Genomic DNA, 20,489 nt, shown 5'->3' on the forward strand with positions numbered 1-20,489 from the left:
CCTGCGTCGCGAATCCGACTCGGCTGCGCCATCGGTGGCGTGGCGGTCCAATTTCGACTCCCTCCATAACCGAGCATGAACGGAGGCTGGCCTTTAGTAGATCATTTTGGGTAAGTGCCGATACCGCTGCAAATGAGATAAGAATTCTCACGACAACGAGAGGCGGCCGATCATGACAAGTCGACATGCACGGCGGTCTGTGCTCAGCGCAGTTGGCGAAGTCGCGTCTTCAACGAGGTAGCGGGGGCAGCGCCGGGCTGTCGAGCCAGTCGGCGAACAGGCCGTCCAGAGGCTCGCGGGTAAAGCGTTGGGCGTGCAACCGGAACTGCTCGGTCGTCACGGTCGCGTGCTGGTGCTCAGCAACCCAAGCCCGCAGGAGCGCGAAGAACGACTCGTCGCCGATCCTCTTCCGCACGGCATGCACCGTGAGTGCACCACGCTTGTAGACCAGCGGGTCGAACATCCGGTCGATGCCGGGGTCCGCGACGATGACGTCTCTCGGGCGGGTCGCGATCTGTGCGTACCATTGCGCGGCCCGAGCGTCCGCCGGCAGATCGCCGGAGACGCCGGACCACAACCACTCGGCGTACGTGGCGAAGCCCTCGTTGAGCCAGATGTGCCGCCAATCCGCCACCGTGAGGCTGTTGCCGAACCACTGGTGGGCCAGTTCGTGCACGACAAGCCGCTCGTGCGTTCGCCGCCCGTCGACGTGGTTCCTGCCGAAGATGGCCATGCCCTGCGCTTCGACCGGATCGTCAAGATCGTCGTCGGCGACCACGACGACGTACTCCCGGAACGGGTACGGCCCGAAGAACCGCTGCAGCGCCGACATGATCTGCCCGTGCCGGCCGAAGTCGTGGGCGACGTCCCTGCGCAGTGCGGGCGGGATCGCGGCGCGCTGCACCACTGCGCCGACAGTCAGGTCCACCAACTCGTAGCGTCCGATCTGGACGCTCATCAGGTACGGCGAGGTGGGCTCGAGCCGCTCGTACACCCAGGTCGTGCTGCCCGCGCCCCGCTGCCGGAGAACGGGATCACCAGTCACCAGGACGGCGTACGGGGAGGAAGTCGTGACCGCCACCCGGAAGGTGGCCTTGGCGCTGGGCTGGTCATCGCACGGGAACCACGACGGTGCTCCATTTGGCTGGCTGGCCACGAGCGCCCCGTCGGTGAGCTCCTCCCACCCGAGGTCGCCCCAACGGCCGGAGATGGGCACCGGCTTCCCCGCGTACCGGATCTCCACCCGGAAGGTGTCCCCGGCGCCGATCGGTCGCTCGGGCTTGATCTGCAGTTTGTCTGGCCGGTGGAGGTATTTCGCTGGGCGCCCGTCCACCCGGACGTCCTGAACGCGAAGCCGACCGAGGTCGAGAGTGAACCGCGACAACGGCTGTACGGCCACTGCGGTGATGTCCGCCCGACCGCCGAGACGGTTCGACACGACCCGATAGTCGAGGTCGAGGTCGTAGTGCAGCACCCGATAGCCGCCGTTGCCGTGCTCGGGAAGGTACGAGTCACCCGAGTGGTCGGCACCGGGCGACGCTGACGGTTTCGGAGTCATGCCGGGACGGCCACGCCTGCGGCGGCGCGAGAACGTTCCGGCGTGTGCCGATCGGTGTGGGCGATCATGCTGGCCGCGAGACCGACGCCGGCCAGGTGGCGATCGGGTTGCCCAGCCACCGGCTGTCGCCCGGGACGGCGTCGCCACGGGTCACCAGCGAACCGGGCCCGACGGTGGTCCGCGCTCCGATGCTCGCGCCCGGCAGAACGATGCCATGCGGGCCAAGCGTGGCTCCCGCGCCCAGTGTCACCTCGTCCATGCTCATTACCCGATCATGGAACAGGTGGGTCTGCACCACACATCCGCGGTTCACCGTGGCACCGTCGCCGAGCCGCACCAGGTCGTACTCGGGTAGCCAGTAGGTGTCCAGCCAGACGCCCCGGCCAATCTTCGCACCGAGCGTACGCAGCCACGCCGTGAGCAGCGGGGTGCCGGTCGCGAAGCGGATCAGCCACGGCGCGGCGAGGACCTCGACGAACGTGTCGGCGAGCTCGTTGCGCCACACGAAGGAGGTCCACAGGGCGCGTTCGGTGACCCGGAACCGCCCGACCAGCAGCCACTTCGCAGCCGTGGCGATGGCGGCCGCGACGATCGCCGCAGTCAGCAGCACCGGCCCGGAGGCGAGCACCACTGCCCCCATCCCGGCGGTCCGCCACACCAACGCGAGCACAGCCAGGACGCCGACCGCCAACGCCGCGGCGAACATCACCGGGACGATCCGGCACAGCTCTATCGCTGCCCGGGCCAACTTCAGCCCGACCGGCGGGTCGAAGGTGCGGCTGGTGTCCGCCGTTTCCACGGTGCGGCGCAAGGGCATCGGCGGCGCGCCGAGCCACGACGAGTCCTTCTTCGCCTTGCGCGGCGCCGACGACAGCACACCCACGAGCCCACGTTTGGGCACCGACCTGCCGGGTGCCGCCATGCCGGAATTGCCGAGGAATGCCTGCTTGCCAATGCGGGCCGGAGCCACACGCAACCACCCGTGGCTCAGCTCGTAGGTGGCGACCATGGTGTCGTCGGCCAGGAAAGCCCCGTCGGCCACCGTGGTCATGGCGGGCAGGGCGAGAACCGTGGAGGCTTCCACCCCGCGCCCCACCTTGGCGCCCAGCAGTCGCAGCCACACCGGTGTGAAGAGGCTGGCGTAGAGCGGGAACAGCCCGACCCGCGCCATCCCCATCAGCCGTTCGGTCGTCCAGACCTGCCACGCCACCCGCCCCTGCACCGGGTGGTACCCGGCGCGCATGCCGATGCTGAGCGCCCGGACTGCCCCGAGCACCAGCAGCGCATAGCCCATGACGTAGGCGACGGCCGCCGCCGCGACGGCGGCCAGTACAGCGCCGACCGTCGGTCGGACGACGAGCGCCCAGCCGAGCAGAGCGAGGGCCGGGAGAGCGGCGGCGACCGGCACCAGCCCCAGCAACTGTGAGGTCACCCCGTACGCGATCGGCCAGAGGCGCGCCCCCACCCGCGATCGCGGGGGACGCTGCCCGGGCCACCCGGCCGAATCCTTGGCAGCGGGTGCGGCCGGGGAACCGGCCCAGAGCTGGTTCGCCGGTACGGCGCCGGCCACGGTCGAGCCGGCGGCGATACGTGCGCCCTTGCCGATCCGAGCGCCCGGCATCAGCGTGCTGCGGGACCCGACCCGGGCGCCGGCGCCGACGCGTACCTTGCCGATGCGGACGACATCGCCGTCGACCCAGTGCCCGGACAGATCGACCTCCGGCTCGATCGCCGCGCCGCGGCCGAGCTTCAGCAGACCGGTGACCGGTGGCGCGGAGTGCAGGTCGACGTCGGCGCCGATCTGCGCGCCGAGCGCCCTGGCGTAGGTGAGCATCCAGGATGCTCCGGCGACGCTTGTGGCGCCGGTCAGGTCGGCGAGCCGCTCGGCGGCCCACAGCCGCAGGTGCACGCTGCCTCCGCGCGGGTAGCTGCCCGGGCGTACCCCGCGAAGCAGCAGTCGCGCTCCTCCGGCGGCCAGGGCGATCCGGCCGAGCGGGCTGAACAGCAACGCCCAGCCCAGCGCCACCCACCACCAGGACACGGCCGGCGCCCAGGGTGCCGGGGCGAACAGATGCAGGACGTTGCCGAGGGCGGCCAGGACAGTCAGCCAGCGGAGCCCGACCAGCGCGAGCATCGGCACCATCAGTACGGCCTGGATCAGCCCGGCGCGACGTGGCGTCGGCCGGACCTCCCGGCGCGTCGCCGCCGTGGCGTCGAGCGCGTCGATCACGGCTGCGAGCCGCGACAGCCTCGGGTGCAGGTAGATGTCAGCCACCGAGACCTGCGGGTGCTGGCGTCGGATCCACGCCACCAGTTGCGCCGCGTTCAGGCTGCCGCCGCCGTTGTTGAAGAAGTCCGCGTCCGCCTCGGTGGGGCGTACGCCCAGAACCTCCGCCCAGCCGCCAGCGAGCCAGTCCTCGGTCGCGGTCAGCTCACCCGCCGCATCGTCGGCGGTGGCTAGCGGCCATGGCAGCGCCGCCCGGTCCACCTTGCCGGACGTCCGGGTGGGCAGCGCATCCACCACGGCCAGCATCGGGACGAGCGCGGCCGGCAGTTGCTCACGGATCCGCAGCGCCGCCGTGGCGGCGTCGAACGCGACGCCGTCGTGCGGGACCACGTACCCCACCAGCAGTTGGTTGCCCGCAGCGGTCCGCTGCACCGCGGCGGCAGCGCCGGCGACCCCGGGCAGTGCCTGCAGTGCGGCGTCGATCTCACCCAGCTCGATCCGGCGTCCGCCGAGCTTGACCTGCTCGTCGCCGCGACCGATGAACAACAGTCCCTCGGGCTCGGCCCGGACGATGTCCCCGCTGCGGTAGGCCCGCTGCCAGCCGAGCGCCGGCAGCGTGGCGAACTTCTCTGCGTCCTTGACCGGGTCCAGGTAGCGAGCGAGTCCCACCCCACCGATCACCAGCTCGCCGGTCTCGCCCATCGCGACCGGGACGCCGGAGCCGTCGACCACCGCGAGCTCCCAGCCGGCCAGCGGCAACCCGATGCGTACCGGCCCAACGCCCGTCATCTGCGCCGCGCAGGCGACCACGGTCGCCTCGGTCGGCCCGTAGGTGTTCCAGACCTCGCGGCCCTCGACGGCCAGGCGCTGCGCAAGCTCCGGCGGGCAGGCCTCCCCGCCGAAAATCAGCAGCCGGACCTCCTCCAGCGCCTCGACCGGCCACAACGCGGCTAGCGTCGGCACGGTCGACACCACGGAGATGCGCTGCTCGGCCAGCCACGGACCGAGGTCGACGCCGCTGCGGACGAGCGACCGCGCGGCCGGCACCAGACAGGCGCCGTGCCGCCACGCCAGCCACATCTCTTCGCAGGACGCGTCGAACGCCACCGACAGCCCGGCCAGGACCCGGTCCTGCGGGCCGATCGCCTCGTTGGCCTCGCTGGCGAGAAACAGTTGCGCCTCGGCGTCCACGAAAGCCGCCGCCGCGCCGTGGCTGACCGCGACGCCCTTCGGGGTGCCCGTCGAGCCGGAGGTGAAGATGATCCAGGCGTCGTCGTCCGGGCCGGGCCGGCCGGTCTCGGACGCGGGGGTACGGCGCAGCGACACCGTCAGCCCGTCACCGAGCACCGCGGCGACGCCAGCCTCGGCGAAGACGAGTTCGGCGCGTTCCTCGGGATCGTCGGCGTCGACCGGCACGTAGGCGGCGCCCGCCGCCAGTACACCGAGGATCGCCAGGTACAGCTCGGCCGTACCCGAGGAGATCCGTACGCCCACCCGGTCGCCGCGGCCGATCCCGTGCTGGGCGAGCGACATCCGTACGGCCTCGACCTCGTCGGCCAACTCGCGGTACGTCAGCGTCGTGGCACCGTTGTCGAGAGCACCGGCGGCAGGGTGTGCGCGCACGGTGTCGTCGAGAATGTCGATCAGCGTGCGGCGGGCCGGGGTCGAGGAGGAGCGGAAAACCGCGGCGACCGTCGGCGTGGTGACCAGCGGCGGAAGCGCACCCGGCCGCAGATCAGTCGTCCTGGTCGCCGGGGCGTGCACCATCTTCACCTCACGGGTCAGCGTCAACCAGGCGTGCGGCATGCGGACCCGCCCTGGGCAGCCCTCAACGCTACGTCGCACCATCGGGAAATCGACGGCATCACAGCGGATTCGTGTCCACCACCACACTCAAACCGCTTGGGAATACCGGCTCACACCCGGGCTTCTGCGGGCTTCGGAGCGGCGTCGAGCGGCAGGTCGCGCATCCGGCGGATCGGGGTCGACAGATAGATGATGGGCGACAGCGCGGTGAGCGCGCCGAAGATCAGCAGGGTGGTGCGAGCACCGATCGCCCCGGCCAGGACGCCGCCAAGCAGGCCGCCGAGCGGGATGGCGCCCCAGGAGACGAACTTGACCGTGGCGATCACCCGCGACAGGAGGTCTGGCGGGCTGACGAGCATCCGGTACGTGCGGGTGGTCACGCTGAGCACCACCGTGGAGCCGGCGAAGATGAGGTTGCCGGCGGCGAAGGCGAAAAAGGCGGCGGTGCCGGTGCCCAGCGGGATGATGAGCGCGCCGGCCACGCCGACGAAGGCCGCGATGATCAGACCACGTGCGGTGCCCACCCGATCGGTGAAGCGGGTTGTCAGCGCGGCGCCAATGATCGTGCCGAGGCCGTCGGCGGCGAACAGCAGCCCGCCCAGGAGCGGCGATGCGTGCAGCTCGCGGAACAGATAGAACGGGAAGAGCGCCAGCATCGCGCCGCAGACGAAGTTCGTCGCGGTGGCGTCCCACATGGAGGGCCCGATGACTGGGTGCCGGACAACGAAGTGCCAGCCCTCGCGGATCATCGTGACCATCGGTGGCCGCTCGTCCGGTCGCTGCACCCGCCGGGCGGGCAGGGTGCGCAGCAGCACGGCGGAGGCCAGATAGCTGACGGCTTCCACGAGCAGCGTCGGCACCGCACCCAACAGTTGCACCGCGAGGCCGCCCAGGGACGGCCCGCCCAGTTGGGTGGCGGCATAGGTGCCGGAGTTGAGACTGTTGCGGGCCTGCAACTGCGCGGCCGGCACGATCTCCGGGAGGAAGGTCTGGTTCGCCACGTCGAACAGCACGTTGGCGAAGCTCACCACCAGGGCGACCGCGGCCAGTTGGGCCACCGTCAGGGTGTCGTACCACCACGCCAGGGGGACGGACGCGATGGCGAGGGCCCGGATCAGATCCAGGGCGACCTGCATGCCGCGCAGCGGCACGCGCTGCACGATCACCCCCGCCGGCAGGCTGATCAGAAGGTACGCGAGATAGCCGGCCGCCGTGATCAGGCCCATCTCGAAGGCCGATGCCTCCAGCACGTTCAGCGCGGTTAGCGGCAGGGCCAGTCCGCCGATCGCCGAGCCGAGGTGACTGGTCGTGCCGGCAGCCCACCAGCGCCAGAAGGCAGTAAGTCTCATAATGGAACTGACTGTAGTGATGGGTGCGAGAAAAGTCGACCTCGCCGAGCGCCTCGCCGCTCCCATCGAGCACGGCGTGCCACACCGCCGGTCTCCCTGACGAACTGCTCGATGTCCGGAGAGCGGGCCAGATCGACGAAGCGCCCCGTCCGCAATGGACGGGGCGCTGGGTCATGTCAGTCGAATTGTGCTTCGGGAACCGCTCGGTTCTCGTCAGCCGTCGATGCCGGGGCGGTGGCTACCTCGATCCGGGGTGACCGGTCCGGCGGAAGGTGGGCGAGATCAGCGATCACGACCACGTCCACCTCGCCGTCGATCATTGTCTGCTCGATTGTCTCCCACGGTGCCCGGACGATTCCTCCCAATCGATAGGCGTGTCGGCGAAGGTGGGTAAGACACACCGCGACGGCGGGCTCCGACGGCTCAATGTCGGCGGGAATCCAGATGACGGCTATCTCCATGAGTTCTCCTGATCAACGTCGTGGACGCGGGTGGGTGATCAGGAGTTGCCGTGGCGGCGGAGGGCCCCGCTCTACCGGCCGGCTGGCAATGCGCATGTCGACGACGGTGACTGTGAGCCCTCGGCGCAGCGGCGAGATGAGCGGCGGACCTTCCGCTGCGGACGTCGGCGGATCGACACCGCCGGTGCCGGCGCCGGAAGGTGCGGACGCGAGTGCCAGCACGAGCACCGGTAGCCCCGACACGGGACGGGCGGGCTGGCTGGGCGTCGGCGCTGTGACAGGGGTTGTCTCCGCCTGCGCCCGATCCGATGCCCGGCCGTCGGTAGCGCCGTGGAAGTCGTCACGAGACGCCGTCACCGGCACGGGGCTCGACGGTGATGGCCGCGACGGCACGATCGTAAGGCGTGCGGCCGGGGAAGCCGAGGCGGGTGCGGAGGGCGACGAGGACGGCGGCCGCGTACGCGGGGGCCGAGTTGGCGCGGCAGTGGAAGGTTTGGCCGACGGCAAAGGCAGGAGGATGGCCGACGGCAGCGGCAGGGGGATGGCCGACGGCAGGGGCAGGGGGATGGCCGACGACAGGGGCAGAGGGATGGCCGACGGCACCTCGACCACGTCGGGCAGCAGAGCCTCAATGGTCTTCGGCGACCTGCCAGTTTCCAGCGGCTGGTGACTGGTTGGCGACGGCGACGGCGGGTCGGCGCGGGCGGGGTCAACGCCGAGGGCTGCGCCGAGCGCCACCGCCCCGAGTGCCACCGCGGGCAGCATGTGCCTCAGCCGCATCGCACCGGGATTGCCGACAGTCGGGTCGCCAGCCTGGCCCGGTCCGATTCACCAGTCCGCTGTCGTTGGCGGGGTGGATGCTCCTTGCCCCCTGCTGTCCCTTTCATGTGCCGGTTCTTGCCCCTGGGAGACTCGGGCTACACCTTCCGTCGATATCTCAGTGGGCGACGCGACAGCCGAGGTCCCACTCGTAGAGCCCCACCCACTCGTCGTGAAGGATGCTCGACGGTGTTCGGCACCGGGTGGACCGTAGGTCGTTCAGCTCACCTGCCGCTGCCCTCGGTGAAAGCCAGCCGCTCACGCTCAGCTCTCGCTGGTGATCGGCTGCCGGAGGATGGTGCGCCGCCTGTCGGGTGCGACCTTCCGAAAGTCGCTGAGATAGATCTCGTGGTGGGTGCCGGCCATGCGAAGGCAGTGTCCAGGGATGAACTCTTGATGCAGCCGTGCGAGCACGTCGGCCTCCTCGTCGAAGGAACCGACGTGCAGCGTCTGCACACACCGCCCCTCGGTCAGCGTCTGGAGGCGGACGTCGTCCAGGCGCGCTGGTCGGTGCTTCGCCCCGGTCTGCTCGACGGCGGCGGCGAACATGGTCTGGTCGATCCAGACCGGAACCATGAGCATCAGCGTCCAGTCCCACTGGGACTTGTCCCGGGCCGTGGTGAAGGAGGCCATGTCCTCGGCCCACCACAGGCCCTCCAACGGCGGGACGACGTAGTCCCGCATAAGGGTGCGCTTGCTGGCAAACTTCAGCTTGTACGCCACCGGGTAGAGCGCCTCGATCGCCTCGGTGAAGGCGGGCGAGGTATTCGGATCGCCGTGGCCGTCGACCATGAGGTATTGCAGATCGGGTACGTCGACCATCCGGAACTGGCCTCGATGCGCTTGGTAGGCGTCGAGAGTCCTCCTGAAGTCGATCTTCTCGTCGCTGGTCACGAGGTCTCCGGCCGCCGGGCGCCGGGGGGACGCCGGGGTGGGTCCTCCCGGGTTGGCACCGCCTGCTGGCCCCGCTCGGTCGATCGTGCCCCGGGCCGGGTCGGCATCGGTGGCGCCTCGCCGGTCTCCGTGGCCAGGTGCTCGGTCTCCTGTACCAGATAGTGCGGTCGGCGCTTGGTCTCGTAGTAGATCCGGCCGATGTACTCCCCGATCACTCCCAGGATCGTCATCTGGATGCCGCCGAGCCCGATGACGCTGACGATGATGGTGGTGTAGCCGGGAACGTCGATGCCTTTTTCGATGGCGTCCGCGACAACCCAGGCCATGTAGACCAGGGCGATGAGGGTGAGGAACAGGCCGCCGTAGATCGCCAAACGCAGTGGCCGGTTGTTGAACGACAGCAGGCCGTCGAACGCGTAGTTGAAGAGCTTGCTGAAACTCCACCGGCTCTGCCCCGTCTGCCGGGTCTCGTTGTGGTGGGCCACCACCACCGTCCGGAAGCCGATCCAGGAGAACAATCCCTTGGAGAACCGGTTGTATTCCGGCATCGCCAGGATCGCGTCCACCGCGAGTCGGGACAGCAGCCGGAAGTCACCTGCCCCGTCCAGCAGGCGCACGTCGATCCACCAGTTGATCATTCGGTAGAAGGACCGCGAAGCGATCATCCGTACGAACCGGTCACCACGGCGGTCCCGGCGGGCGATCACCTGGTCGAAGCCCTGCCGGTACAGCGTCACCATCTCGGGCAGCATCCGCGGTGGGTGCTGCAGGTCGGCGTCCATGATGACGACAGCGTCGCCGGTGGCCCGCTGCAGACCCGCGAGCATCGCCGCCTCCTTGCCGAAGTTGCGGCTCAGCGACGTGTAGCAGACAGTGGGGTCGGCGGCGGCGAGCCGGCGCAGCGCTGCGAGGGTGCCGTCCTCACTGCCGTCGTCGACGTACACCACCTCGACGTCCACGTCGGGCAGCTCTGCGAGCGCGGCGCTCACGGTCTCGTGCAACCGCTCTACCGACGCTTCCTCGTTGTAGCAGGGCACCACGACGGACAATCGCACTGTCGTCACCCCGCCCGGCCCGGACCCGGGCATCCGCCGCTGACGCCGGCACGCCCGGCGCACCCCTGGTCAGAGGTGGTAGACCAGCACGCCATCGAGATCCTCCCGGGTGATGCCCAGTCCGTCGATGGGCCGGGCCGCGATGCCCTCCCACGGCGTCCCCGCGGCGCGGTCCGGCACGGCAACCACCGACCGCACGCCGATCCCACGCAGGTAGGCCACGCTGCCCGGGTCCGGGAACGACGCGATGGCGGTCCGGGTCTGCGCCTGGCTGACCGGCTCGAAACCGGCCAGCCCGTTGGTCACCCGTGGGAACCCGTCGGTCGTCCACAGCATGTACGTCAGGTCGCCCACCCCGCCGGCGGGCAGCACCAGCATCGGTTCCTGCGCCGCCCGCATCGCAGCCGGTGGCGGTGGCACGGTCGGGTGGGGTGTCCGATTGACGCCCTCCAGAGTGACCATGGTCAGCGGCACCAGCAGGACCAGCGGCATGATGATCCGCGTCCAGCGGCGGGTCGGGCTCTGGCCCGACGATTCGGCAAGCGCCGTCACCGCTCCGGCGGCCAGCAACGCCAGCAGCAGGCTGGTCCAGTGCATCATCCGGCCCGGCGTGCGCAACGCGTCCCAGCCCGGCAGGTGCATCGACAGTGTCAGATAGCCGGGATCCCCGTCACCACCGAGGGTGGCACCCAGGCCCAGCAGCACCGTGCCGAGCACGCCGAGCCCCAGCGCGACCCGGTGCCGGAGCGCGAACACCGTGAAGAACAGCCCCGCCGCGGCCAGGCCGATCAGCGTCATCCCTGGCAACAGCGCCATCTCCGGCGGCCAGGACAGCTGCTCGCGTGCGGCGGCGTGCGGCTCGCCCCACAACCACGAGTCCGCCGGCGCGGTGACGAACCCGATCAGCGGAGGGGAGAACATCTTCGTCCAGTCCAGCGTCCGCTCGGCCTGCGGGTTGAGGTCGACAACGCGCAGGTAGATCAGGCCGAGTAGCAGCGTCACCGCGCCGAACACGGCCCCACCGGCCAGATCCGCGAGCAGTAGCCGCCGCCCGAAGGGTGGGCGTTCCCGCCGCCGCCACCAGGACCAGCCGTAGCAACCGGCTGCCACCAGCACCGCCGCCAGCAGGAAATACACCAGCGGCAATCCGATGCCGAAGCCGAGGGTGATCTGCCAGGCGGCGACAAGCCACCCGGCCAACGCCCAGCCGGGCCGCCCTCGCTCCGGCCGGTATCCGTGGCGCAGCGACCAGCCATGCCCACGGGCCAGCATCGCCAGGGACAGCGCGATTCCTGCGCTGGACAGGATGTTCAGGTGACCGGAGTGCGCCAACCGCCAGGGCGCGTACGCCCACGCGATTCCTGCGAGCGCCCCGCCCCACCGGTTCGCGCCGAGTTGCCGGGCCAGCGCGTACGCCCCGAAGGCCGCCAGCGCGTGCAGCAGCACGTACAGCACGTTGTATCGGACCACGGCGGCCTCGAAGCCGGAACCGATCATCCCGATCGGGGCGTAGCCGAGAAGTGTGTCGCTGTAGGCGTACGTGTATTTCTCGGGGTAGAACGTGTTCGAGTGCCAGAGGTCGAGCGGATTGCTGAGGAGAGCGTGCCCCGACCAGGCGACCTGCCACGCCTGCAACGTCGGGTCGCCGAGGTCGCCGGGGATCGTGCTCGCCGGGTGCCGCAGCGTCGGCCAGGTCAGCAGCACCGCCAGCAGGAGGCTGGCAAGTGCTGCCAAGGTCCATTCGTGAAGCGCCCAGCGCCACCAACCCCGCCCGGCCGGTGTCCGGTCGTCGGAGGTCTGTTCGGGACTCGCGCTTTCAGCGGTTCGCCCAGCGGCGGTCGAGCGGGTATTCACGGAATAGATCTTCCCGAATTCTTTAGGCCTTGTCCAACAGCTGTCCGAAGTGTGTTGACGTTACCCGCCAGAGCCGAGACGTCCGCCCGCGGGGGAGTCGCCGTGGCCTCCGCCGGCCCTGATCCTGATCGCCGACCCCGGCATTGTGGCCCTGACCGTTGCCGCAGCGAAGCGGCCCAATCTCCTCTTGCTCGACGAGCCGGTGGCGGCACTCGACCCGCTCGCCCGGCGCACCTTCCTGCAGGGGCTGATGGAGCTGGCCGCCGAGCAGGGCATGAGCATCGTGATGTCCTCGCACCTGGTCGCCGACCTGGAACGGGTCTGCGACTACCTGATCGTGCTGGTCGCCTCTCGGGTACGGGTGGCCGGCGACGTCGACGACCTGCTCGCCGCCCACCACCGCTTGGTCGGGCATCGGCGCGACACCACCGACCTGGGCGCGGGGCGAGCCCTGGTGGACCAGAGCCACACCGACGTGCAGTCGACCCTGGTGGTGCGCAGCACCGCGCCGATCGACGACCCCTCCTGGCAAGTCGGCCGGCTGGACCTGGAGGACATCGTGCTGGCGTACATGAGCGGAATTGCCGGAAATGGCTCCCCGGCACCGCGAGACGTGCCCGAAGTGGCTGGAGAAGCAGAATCTCAGTCAGGAGGTGACCTACGTGCCCGGTTCGAAATTCTGGCTCCTGCAATGGCGCGAGTTCGGCGTGCTGTTCGCGTTGACCGCCGTATGGTCCCTGTTCTCCCTCTGGTGGATCAGGCGTCGGCTGGTCTGAGGTGGCCACCGATCCAGGTCACGGTGGTCAGCCGGGCACCGAGCAGCCGTTGTGCCCGGCCTGACGCGCGCTCGCGTTGACCAGCACCGCCTGCTCCGCAGTGGCCAGGACGGGCAGATCCGACAGCGAGTCGCTGTAGGCCATCCGCCAGGGCGGCGTCACCCCCTGGGCGGCGAGCCGCACCATCTTGGTCGCACCGTAGTTGTGCACGATCAGCCTCGTACCCTGGATGTGCGAGGCCACGAGTTCGACCTCACCGAGGCCGACCGCGTCGAGCACCGCCCGCGCCAGGGTGTGCTCGCACGCGGTGGCCACGACGACCCGGTCGCCCTCGTCGAGGTGGGCACGGATCACCCGCAGGCCAGGCGCGATGATCCGCTCGGGCTCTGCACCGAGGTCCGCGCCGAAACGCCCGAGCTCCGCCTGCAACTGTTCCGCGCTTCGGCCCAACAGGCCGATCCGGCTCATCCACCGCGCCGCCCGCGGACGGAAGGCGGGAATGACGACCAAAGGGGCGAGGAAAACCGCCAGGACGACGGCGAGTGGCAGCCGAGTGCCCGCGAAAACACTGCGTCGCATGAAGAGCCCGAAGGCATCCCCGCGCAGCAGTACGCCGTCGAAATCGAAGATGACGGTGTCGGCGGACCGCGCGCTCATGGGTCTAACGGTTCCGGTGCCACAGGCGGTCCGACATGATGCGACTGTACGGGGGCCCTGGGCACAATGGGACGGTGTCAGACCTTCGTGAACCTCTCGGCTACCGGCTCATTACCGGACCCGATGACGCCGACTTCTGCGCCCGCATCAGTGGCCTCCTCGACCAGGGCTATCGGCTGTACGGATCCCCAGCGCTGACCTTCAACGGTGAGCGGGTCATCGCCGCTCAGGCGTTGGTGCTGCCAAACTCGCCCGGTGAGCAATGAGCATCGAGCCGTTGCCTGCCGTACGACCGGCTACGGTCCGCAGACCAAGGCCGCAATCGTGGTGGACTGGCTCAAGGAGGAGTACGGCGTCGGCCGTGGACACGCCATGGCCTTCTACGGCGTACTGAAGAACGGGTCGACCATTTCCGAGAAGCATGTGGGATCGTCGGGCAGTCATCGCGACGAGTCGCAGACGTTGTGCCTGGACGGTGTCGCGAGTCGCTCCTCCTGAAAACCAGGGCCCGGCTGCGGGTTGAGGCCGTCCGACGGCAAACTGCCTGCGCCACGACACCCGTGCGTAGGTCGGGGCGGAGGCCAGCCATACGCTGGCACCCAGAAGAAGGACGTGGAGCTCCGCACTCATCGGGCGGCGCGACCCGCTCCGTTCCGACTCTCAGGGCTGGGCCGAGCATGCGCGACATTCCGGGCAGGACTCCGAAGTACATGGTCATCCGCGACGACCTGATCAGACGGATCAGGAGTGGCGAGTTCGCTCCCGGTGACGCGCTGCCCGGCCAGCGGCACCTGAGCGAGGAGTACGGCGTCAGCCTCATGACGCTGCGGCAGGCCCTGGACGAGCTCTGTGGTCGGGGAGTGGTCGAGCAGCTTCCCGGCAGGGGCACCTACGTCCGGGCGGTGCCGGTCCCATACTCGATGGGTAACCTGCGCAGCCTGGCCGACGACCTGCGCGCGCATGGCATCGAGGTGCTGACCCGGGTGCTCAGCCACGAGATCATTCCCGTGCCCGAGGATCTCGTCATGCGGTTGGGGATCCCCTCGGACGCCGAAGTGCTCAAGCTGGAGCGGATCCGGGTCGTCCGGGGCACACCGTTGATCCACCAGCTGTCGTACCTTCCGCAGCCCTTCGCTGGCCTGCTCAGGGACGTCGACTTCGAGAAGCAGGAGCTGTACGCCCTGCTTGCCGAGCGGGCGGACGCGGTGGCCGTACAGGCTGAGGAGAGGATCTCGCCGGTGCTCATGCCCGAGCACATCGGCGACCTGCTCGGACTGCCCGCAGGCGTTCCGGCGATGCGTAGCGAGCGGATCACCCGCGACGCGAACCGGCGCACGCTTGTCGTCGACGTCGCCATCCTGGCCGGAAACAGCGTCGTGATCATGAATACCCGCGAGGTCAGCGGCCATCAGGTCAGCTATGCGATGGGCGACGGCACCGGGCTGTCGCCCGGCTGACGTCAGCGCGTCGTGTCGGCCCGCCGCTGGATGGAGACTGTTCTAGAACTTTTTTCTCGGAGGTCTAGAACTCCGTCTGCCTGCCCTGCTATAAAAGCCTTGCCGTTATAGAACTGTGGGAGGAATGCCCGTGGATCAGCTGCAGCGCACCGGCTACCAAGCCGGCCCGGTCGACTCTCGCCGGCCCTCGGGGCTCGGCAGGTTCGGCGAATACGGCGGACGCTTCGTTCCGGAATCGCTGGTTCCGGCCTGTGAGGAGGTCGAGCGCGCCTTCGTCGAGGCGTGGGACGACCCGCTGTTCCGGGCCGAACTGAACCACCTGCTCTCCGTGTATGTCGGCCGGCCTACACCGTTGACTCCCACGGCGCGACTGTCCGCGGAACTGGGCATCAACCTGCTGCTCAAGCGGGAGGACCTCGCCCACACCGGCTCCCACAAGATCAACAATGTGCTGGGGCAGGCCCTGCTGGCGCGGCGGATGGGCAAACGGCGGCTGCTCGCCGAGACCGGTGCGGGCCAGCACGGCGTTGCGACCGCAACCGCCGGGGCCCTGCTCGGCATGGCGACCACCGTCCTGATGGGCGAGAAGGACATCGAGCGGCAGCAGCTCAATGTCTTCCGGATGAAGATGCTCGGTGCCGAGGTGATACCGGTGACCTCTGGCAGCCGCACCCTCAAGGACGCCTGCAATGAGGCCCAGCGCCACTGGGTCACCTCCGTCGACGACACCTACTACTGCCTCGGCTCGGTGATGGGCCCGCACCCGTACCCCTGGATGGTCCGCCAGTTCCAGCGGGTGATCGGTGACGAGGCCCGCGTGCAGTGCGCGGCCGACCTCGTCACCGGCACGCCCGACTACGTCGTAGCCTGCGTCGGCGGCGGATCCAACGCGGCCGGCACGTTCGCCGGCTTCGTCGACACGCCGGCCCGGTTGGTCGGCGTCGAGGCGGCCGGTGGCGCCGCGATCAGCGCCGGCACAACCGGCGTGCTGCACGGCTTCCGTTCCAAGGTCCTCCAGGACGAGCACGGGCAGATCAGCGAGGCCCACTCGATCGCCGCCGGCCTGGACTACCCGGGCGTCGGCCCGGAGCACGCGTACCTGGCCGAGTCGGGCCGGGCCACCTACGTGACAGTGGACGATGCCGAGGTGCTGGCCGCGACCCACCGACTGGCCAGCACCGAGGGCATCCTCTGCGCGCTGGAATCCGCCCACGCGGTCGCCTGGGTGATCTGCGCTGCCGGCGACGGCACGATCCCCCCGGGCTCGACGGTGATGCTGACGCTTTCCGGCCGGGGCGACAAGGACATGGCGACCCTGATGGAGATGTCGTGAACACAGTGGAAACCCGGGCCCGTGCGGCCAAGGCCGCCGGCCGCAAGGTGCTCGTGCCGTACGTGACAGGCGGTGTCACCGAGAACTGGACCGACCTGTTGCGAGCCGCCGTGGACGCGGGTGCCGACGCCATCGAGGTCGGTCTCCCGTTCTCCGACCCCACCATGGACGGGCCGGTCGTGCAGCAGTCGTCACACCAGGCGTTGAGCCGGGGTGCCACCACCCGGCAGATCCTCGACGAGGTCTCCCGGCTCGGACTGCCCGTGCCACTGATCGCGTTCACCTATGCCAATCTGGTCCTGCACGGTGGCGCCGATCGGTTCTGCGCCGCGCTCGCCGACGCCGGGATGGACGGCCTGATCGTGCCGGACATGCCGGTCGACGAGGTGGAGCCGGTCGGCACCGCGGCGGCGGACACCATGCTCGACCTCGTGCTGCTCGCATCCCCGGCAACTACGCCGCACCGCCGCGTCGAGATCGCCGAGCGCAGCCGAGGCTTCATCTACGCCGTCAGCGTCATGGCGACCACCGGCGAGCAGTCGCAGTTGGGGAAGGCCGGTCAGCAATTGGTGACGTCGCTGCGGCAGGCCACGGACCTGCCCGTGGTTCTCGGTTTCGGGATCTCCGGTCCTCAGCAGGCCGCCGAGGCCTGTGGGTATGCCGACGGCGTCGCGGTGGGCTCGGCGCTCATGCGTCGCGTGCTGGACGGGGCCGGGGCGGCGGAACTCGGCGGCTTCCTGGCACAGCTGCGAAAGGTGCTGGACGCGACCGCCCGGTGACGGCCCGCGGCGTCCGCTCTGCCGCCATCAACGTTGGGGTGCGAACGGCACCCGCAGGGCGAGCCCCTGGCGCGTCACGGCCAGGGCCTCGCCGAGAAAGCTGATGCCGATCGAGAGCTGGATCGGGCGTGCGCCCGGCTGCATGCCGAGCTTGTCGACGAGCAGACCGTAGCCGAACATCACGACCAGCGTGCCGACGACGGCCGCGAAGGTCCGCCCGCGGTAGCGCTGCCACAGGAAGCCGCGCTTCTCGTAGACCACGACGAGCGAGCCGCGCAGATAGCCGAGGGCGAGGCCCAGCACGGCACCGCCCACCAGCCAGCCGTAGTCGCGGGCGTGCAGACCGCCGCTCTTGCTCAGGCTGTAGAGGCCGATGGCGGTGAGGACGACCGGTGGTGCCCACAGGTCGCGCCTGTTCAGTGGCTCGCCGATCAGCCGCTTCACCACGACGACGATCAGCACGAGGGCGATGAGTGCCGCCAGGAACCACTTGTTCACGGCCGTACCTCCCGTATTTAGCATTGCTGTGTCAAATTATCATGGCATCTCTGTGCTATAAAAGCTGTGTGCCAAAGATCGTCGATCCCCAGGAGCGGCGTCGTGCGGTGGCCGACGCCGTGCACGCCGTCGTCGCGCGCCACGGCCTGGAAGCAGCCACGCTGCGCAATGTGGCCGACGAAGCGGGGCTGGCCGTCGGGTCGGTTCGGCACTACTTCACCGACCACGACGAGCTGATGATCTTCGTCGTGCAGGAGCTCGGGCGCCGAGTCGGCGAGAGGGTCTGGGCGCACGCCGAGCGCCTGCTCAGCGAGTCCGGTGGCAGCCGTGAGGATCGGCGCCACCGCACCGAGGAGTTGCTGGCCGAATTCCTGCCGCTCGACGACGTACGCCGCGACGAGGTGCTCCTCCGGCACACGTTCACCATGGCCGCCCGAGTTCGTCCGCCACTGCTCCCGCACGCCGAGGCGATCCAGCAGACCCTGTACGACCTGGTCCATCGCACGCTGCAGGGCGCTCAGGCGGCCGGCGGCCTGCCAGCGGAGGTCAACGTCGAGGTGGAGAGCGTCCGCCTCCGCGCCCTGCTCGACGGGCTGGGGCTGCAGGCGGTGATGTTCCCGCGGCGTTTCCCGCCGGACCTGCTGCGCGAGGTCCTGCACCGCCACCTGGACTCGCTGGTCGCCGCGCTGGATCGCGATCCGGGGTAGACATCCGGCTTCGGCGTGGTACCGGCCCGCGATGATGGGAAGCCGAGATGGTGCGAGCCGGCGAAGGTGGATCTTGTCGTGATGGCAGCCGCGGATGACATGAGCGACGCCGACAACTGGACGGGCGGGTTCTACGAGGTGATCCTCGTCCTTGGCGCAGCCGACGATGCCAGACTCGACCGAGCCGTGCGTTCTCTGTGGCGAGCCGCCGGTGTCCGCGAGTGCCGCGTAGGGCCCGGACTTGTCGACGTCGAGCCCGGTGCGGCCGCGTTCGAGGTGGATGGGCATCTGCTCGGGACGCTGACCCTGCCGTCCGGCGAGCGCGTGGTCTGTGGCGGCTACTCAATGCGGTACGAGGACGTCGTCACCCTGGAGCTCTACCTACCGCTCGGTGCGCTGGCCCGGCTCGACGAGAGGATCGGCGGGTATCCCTTCGACAAACGCAGCGGTGTCGAGTCACTCGTCTGGCGAGCGCCGCTCGATCGGTGGCTCGCCGAGGTTGCCGTCGCCGTGCACGCTGACGTGCCCTTCCAGCGTGCCGTCATCGGCTTCGAGGTCGATGAGGACACCGACATCGCCGCCGAGGTGAGGTGGGCCGCTGTCCTGCTGCCCGGTCCGGAAGGCATGGACTACCGGCCGGCAACCCGATGACCATCTGACCAGCCCGCCCAGCCGTGATCCAGTGAGGCTGCACGGCCACGCTCTGGCGGCGCAGCTGTTCGCAGGGTGGCCATGAGCCGCCGTTTCCTCCTGCGAGGACCCCGGCCGTGAGGAAGACTGGAACTGTCAGCGGCGGTCCGCGTTCGATCTCCGTGGTAGCACGATCGGATCGCGCGCCTCTCGGTTCAGGGCTGACGGCAGAGGCAGCGAGCTGATCGGCGGGCTTACAGGGAGTGTCGAGGGTGAGCAATACGGATCTTGGCGCACGCAGCGACCGGGGCAGTGAATACGCCGACCTTTCCCGCTTGGTCCGAGCCGCGGGCCTCCTCGACCGACGACCCCGCCACTACGCGGCGCGGGTGACGGTGGTGCTGGGATGCCTCGGGATCATGGGTGTGGTGTTCGTTCGGCTCGGACCGTCGTGGTGGCAGACGGCTACCGCCGCCGCGGTCGCGGTGCTGTTCGCGCAACTGGCGTTTCTCGGCCACGACGCCGGACATCGGCAGATCTTCCGGTCCCGCCGGGCGAACGACGCGCTTGGCCTGGTCTGTGGAAACCTGCTGACTGGGATCAGTTACGGCTGGTGGGTCGACAAGCACAACCGCCACCACGCACATCCGAACACCGAAGGCCGAGACCCCGATATCAAGGTGGTCCCGCTCTCCTTCACCCCCGGTCAAGCCGCGACGCAGCGTGGCCTGCGAGCGTTGTTCGTCCGCCACCAGGCGGCGCTGTTCTTTCCCCTGCTGATGGTCGAGGGTCTGCATCTGCACGCCGCGAGCGTCCGGGCGATCGTCACCCGCAGCGGGCTCAGGCACCGATCAGCCGAGGCGGGCCTGCTCGTCCTGCACCTCGCCGGCTACCTCACGGCCGTCTTCCTGTTCCTGAGCGTTCCGCAGGCGATCGTGTTCATCCTGGTCAATCAGGCTCTCTTCGGCCTCTACCTGGGCAGCTCCTTCGCCCCGAACCACAAGGGGATGCCCATCCTGACCGAGGCCGACGACCTGGACTACCTCCGCCGACAGGTCCTCACCTCCCGCAACGTACGCGGCGGCCGGCTTGTCGACGCCCTGCTCGGTGGGCTCAACTACCAGATTGAACACCACCTCTTCCCCAGCATGCCGCGGCCGAACCTGCGCGACGCCCAACCGCTGATCCGCCAGTTCTGCGCCGAACACGGCATCGCCTACCACGAAACCACCCTGATCCAGTCCTGGGCGCAGGGTCTGGCACACCTGCGGGCGGTCGGGACCGGAGCGCCCCGACCAGGTGACGACTGACTGCGACGCGATCATCGGGTCCGGTCCGCAAGGGGCGGCTCGGCGGCTTCCTGCACGTACCCGAGGGTGGCGTGCACGGCTTCCGTACGACAGCGACGCCGAGGCCGTGATGCTGATCCTGGTCGCACCGGGCATCCCGCGCGAGGCCTACTTCCGCGAGCGCTCCCTCCCTCGGGTCTCCTGACGGCCTGGTAGGTGGAGCAGGCCATCGTCTGCCGCGCGCCGACCTCGCCTGCCCGACGCCGTACATCTGATGTTTGTGAATCTGGGCCGGTGCCGGCCGGCTGTTCTCCTGCGCGCCGCCCTGCTGGTCCGCGCC

General features: G+C 69.5%; 18 protein-coding genes. 9 read left to right on the forward strand and 9 right to left on the reverse strand.

Features of this window, described 5'->3' with window-relative positions; all coding sequences use genetic code 11:
• Positions 1 to 229: 229 nt before the first annotated feature.
• The 7 genes from ACLQ28_RS17010 to ACLQ28_RS17040 form a co-directional block, all read right to left on the reverse strand.
• A complete protein-coding gene (locus ACLQ28_RS17010; protein WP_425687239.1) occupies positions 230 to 1,558 on the reverse strand; it encodes a M1 family metallopeptidase in 1,329 nt (442 codons plus the stop codon).
• Between the two features lie 64 nt (positions 1,559 to 1,622).
• The gene (locus ACLQ28_RS17015; RefSeq protein ID WP_425687406.1) at positions 1,623 to 5,552 is read right to left on the reverse strand and encodes a Pls/PosA family non-ribosomal peptide synthetase; all 3,930 of its coding nucleotides are present in this window, start codon (positions 5,550 to 5,552) and stop codon (positions 1,623 to 1,625) included.
• 149 nt (positions 5,553 to 5,701) lie between these two features.
• Positions 5,702 to 6,940, reverse strand: coding sequence for an MFS transporter (locus tag ACLQ28_RS17020; protein WP_425687240.1), 1,239 nt, complete (start codon positions 6,938 to 6,940; stop codon positions 5,702 to 5,704).
• 176 nt (positions 6,941 to 7,116) lie between these two features.
• Positions 7,117 to 7,401 carry a hypothetical protein gene (locus ACLQ28_RS17025; RefSeq protein WP_425687241.1) on the reverse strand — a complete coding sequence of 95 codons (285 nt, stop codon included), beginning with the start codon at positions 7,399 to 7,401 and terminating at the stop codon, positions 7,117 to 7,119.
• Positions 7,402 to 8,484: 1,083 nt separating this feature from the next.
• Positions 8,485 to 9,114 (reverse strand): GyrI-like domain-containing protein, encoded by a 630-nt coding sequence (locus ACLQ28_RS17030; protein WP_425687242.1) that lies wholly within the window; start codon positions 9,112 to 9,114, stop codon positions 8,485 to 8,487.
• Positions 9,111 to 10,178, reverse strand: coding sequence for a glycosyltransferase family 2 protein (locus ACLQ28_RS17035; protein WP_425687243.1), 1,068 nt, complete (start codon positions 10,176 to 10,178; stop codon positions 9,111 to 9,113). The genes ACLQ28_RS17030 and ACLQ28_RS17035 overlap by 4 nt, the downstream gene beginning before the upstream one ends.
• A gap of 60 nt (positions 10,179 to 10,238) precedes the next feature.
• Positions 10,239 to 12,023 carry a hypothetical protein gene (locus ACLQ28_RS17040; protein ID WP_425687244.1) on the reverse strand — a complete coding sequence of 595 codons (1,785 nt, stop codon included), beginning with the start codon at positions 12,021 to 12,023 and terminating at the stop codon, positions 10,239 to 10,241.
• A gap of 187 nt (positions 12,024 to 12,210) precedes the next feature.
• On the opposite strand from ACLQ28_RS17040, the gene ACLQ28_RS17045 reads away from it, so the two are divergent.
• On the forward strand, positions 12,211 to 12,879 hold the full coding sequence (locus tag ACLQ28_RS17045; protein ID WP_425687245.1) for a hypothetical protein: 669 nt from the start codon (positions 12,211 to 12,213) through the stop codon (positions 12,877 to 12,879).
• On the opposite strand, the gene ACLQ28_RS17050 is transcribed toward ACLQ28_RS17045, so the two are convergent.
• Positions 12,827 to 13,456, reverse strand: coding sequence for a haloacid dehalogenase-like hydrolase (locus ACLQ28_RS17050; protein ID WP_425687246.1), 630 nt, complete (start codon positions 13,454 to 13,456; stop codon positions 12,827 to 12,829). The two genes, ACLQ28_RS17045 and ACLQ28_RS17050, sit on opposite strands and share 53 nt — an antisense overlap.
• A gap of 74 nt (positions 13,457 to 13,530) precedes the next feature.
• Between ACLQ28_RS17050 and ACLQ28_RS17055 the strand changes: the two genes are divergently transcribed.
• The 5 genes from ACLQ28_RS17055 to trpA all read left to right on the forward strand — a co-directional run bounded on the left by ACLQ28_RS17055 (position 13,531) and on the right by trpA (position 17,025).
• Positions 13,531 to 13,722: a DUF1737 domain-containing protein gene (locus ACLQ28_RS17055; RefSeq protein WP_425687247.1), complete on the forward strand. Its 192-nt coding sequence runs from the start codon at positions 13,531 to 13,533 to the stop codon at positions 13,720 to 13,722.
• Positions 13,712 to 13,954, forward strand: coding sequence for a DUF4287 domain-containing protein (locus ACLQ28_RS17060; protein WP_425687248.1), 243 nt, complete (start codon positions 13,712 to 13,714; stop codon positions 13,952 to 13,954). The genes ACLQ28_RS17055 and ACLQ28_RS17060 overlap by 11 nt, the downstream gene beginning before the upstream one ends.
• 179 nt (positions 13,955 to 14,133) lie before the next feature.
• Positions 14,134 to 14,913, forward strand: a complete 780-nt coding sequence (locus ACLQ28_RS17065; protein ID WP_425687249.1) for a GntR family transcriptional regulator — start codon at positions 14,134 to 14,136, stop codon at positions 14,911 to 14,913.
• Between the two features lie 124 nt (positions 14,914 to 15,037).
• Positions 15,038 to 16,246 carry a tryptophan synthase subunit beta gene (gene trpB / locus ACLQ28_RS17070; protein ID WP_425687250.1) on the forward strand — a complete coding sequence of 403 codons (1,209 nt, stop codon included), beginning with the start codon at positions 15,038 to 15,040 and terminating at the stop codon, positions 16,244 to 16,246.
• Complete coding sequence (gene trpA, locus ACLQ28_RS17075; RefSeq protein ID WP_425687251.1) at positions 16,243 to 17,025, forward strand: tryptophan synthase subunit alpha; 783 nt, start codon at positions 16,243 to 16,245, stop codon at positions 17,023 to 17,025. The genes trpB and trpA overlap by 4 nt, the downstream gene beginning before the upstream one ends.
• Positions 17,026 to 17,052: 27 nt before the next feature.
• On the opposite strand, the gene ACLQ28_RS17080 is transcribed toward trpA, so the two are convergent.
• Positions 17,053 to 17,523 carry a DUF1453 domain-containing protein gene (locus ACLQ28_RS17080; protein WP_425687252.1) on the reverse strand — a complete coding sequence of 157 codons (471 nt, stop codon included), beginning with the start codon at positions 17,521 to 17,523 and terminating at the stop codon, positions 17,053 to 17,055.
• A 68-nt stretch (positions 17,524 to 17,591) separates the two neighbouring features.
• Between ACLQ28_RS17080 and ACLQ28_RS17085 the strand changes: the two genes are divergently transcribed.
• The 3 genes from ACLQ28_RS17085 to ACLQ28_RS17095 all read left to right on the forward strand — a co-directional run bounded on the left by ACLQ28_RS17085 (position 17,592) and on the right by ACLQ28_RS17095 (position 20,170).
• Positions 17,592 to 18,230, forward strand: coding sequence for a TetR/AcrR family transcriptional regulator (locus tag ACLQ28_RS17085; protein ID WP_425687253.1), 639 nt, complete (start codon positions 17,592 to 17,594; stop codon positions 18,228 to 18,230).
• An 81-nt stretch (positions 18,231 to 18,311) separates the two neighbouring features.
• Positions 18,312 to 18,881, forward strand: a complete 570-nt coding sequence (locus tag ACLQ28_RS17090) for a hypothetical protein (RefSeq protein ID WP_425687254.1) — start codon at positions 18,312 to 18,314, stop codon at positions 18,879 to 18,881.
• A gap of 251 nt (positions 18,882 to 19,132) precedes the next feature.
• A complete protein-coding gene (locus ACLQ28_RS17095) occupies positions 19,133 to 20,170 on the forward strand; it encodes a fatty acid desaturase family protein (RefSeq protein ID WP_425687255.1) in 1,038 nt (345 codons plus the stop codon).
• Positions 20,171 to 20,489 lie beyond the last annotated feature (319 nt).

The sequence above is a fragment of the Micromonospora sp. DT201 genome (assembly GCF_049841575.1).
Taxonomy (GTDB): Bacteria; Actinomycetota; Actinomycetes; order Mycobacteriales; family Micromonosporaceae; genus Micromonospora.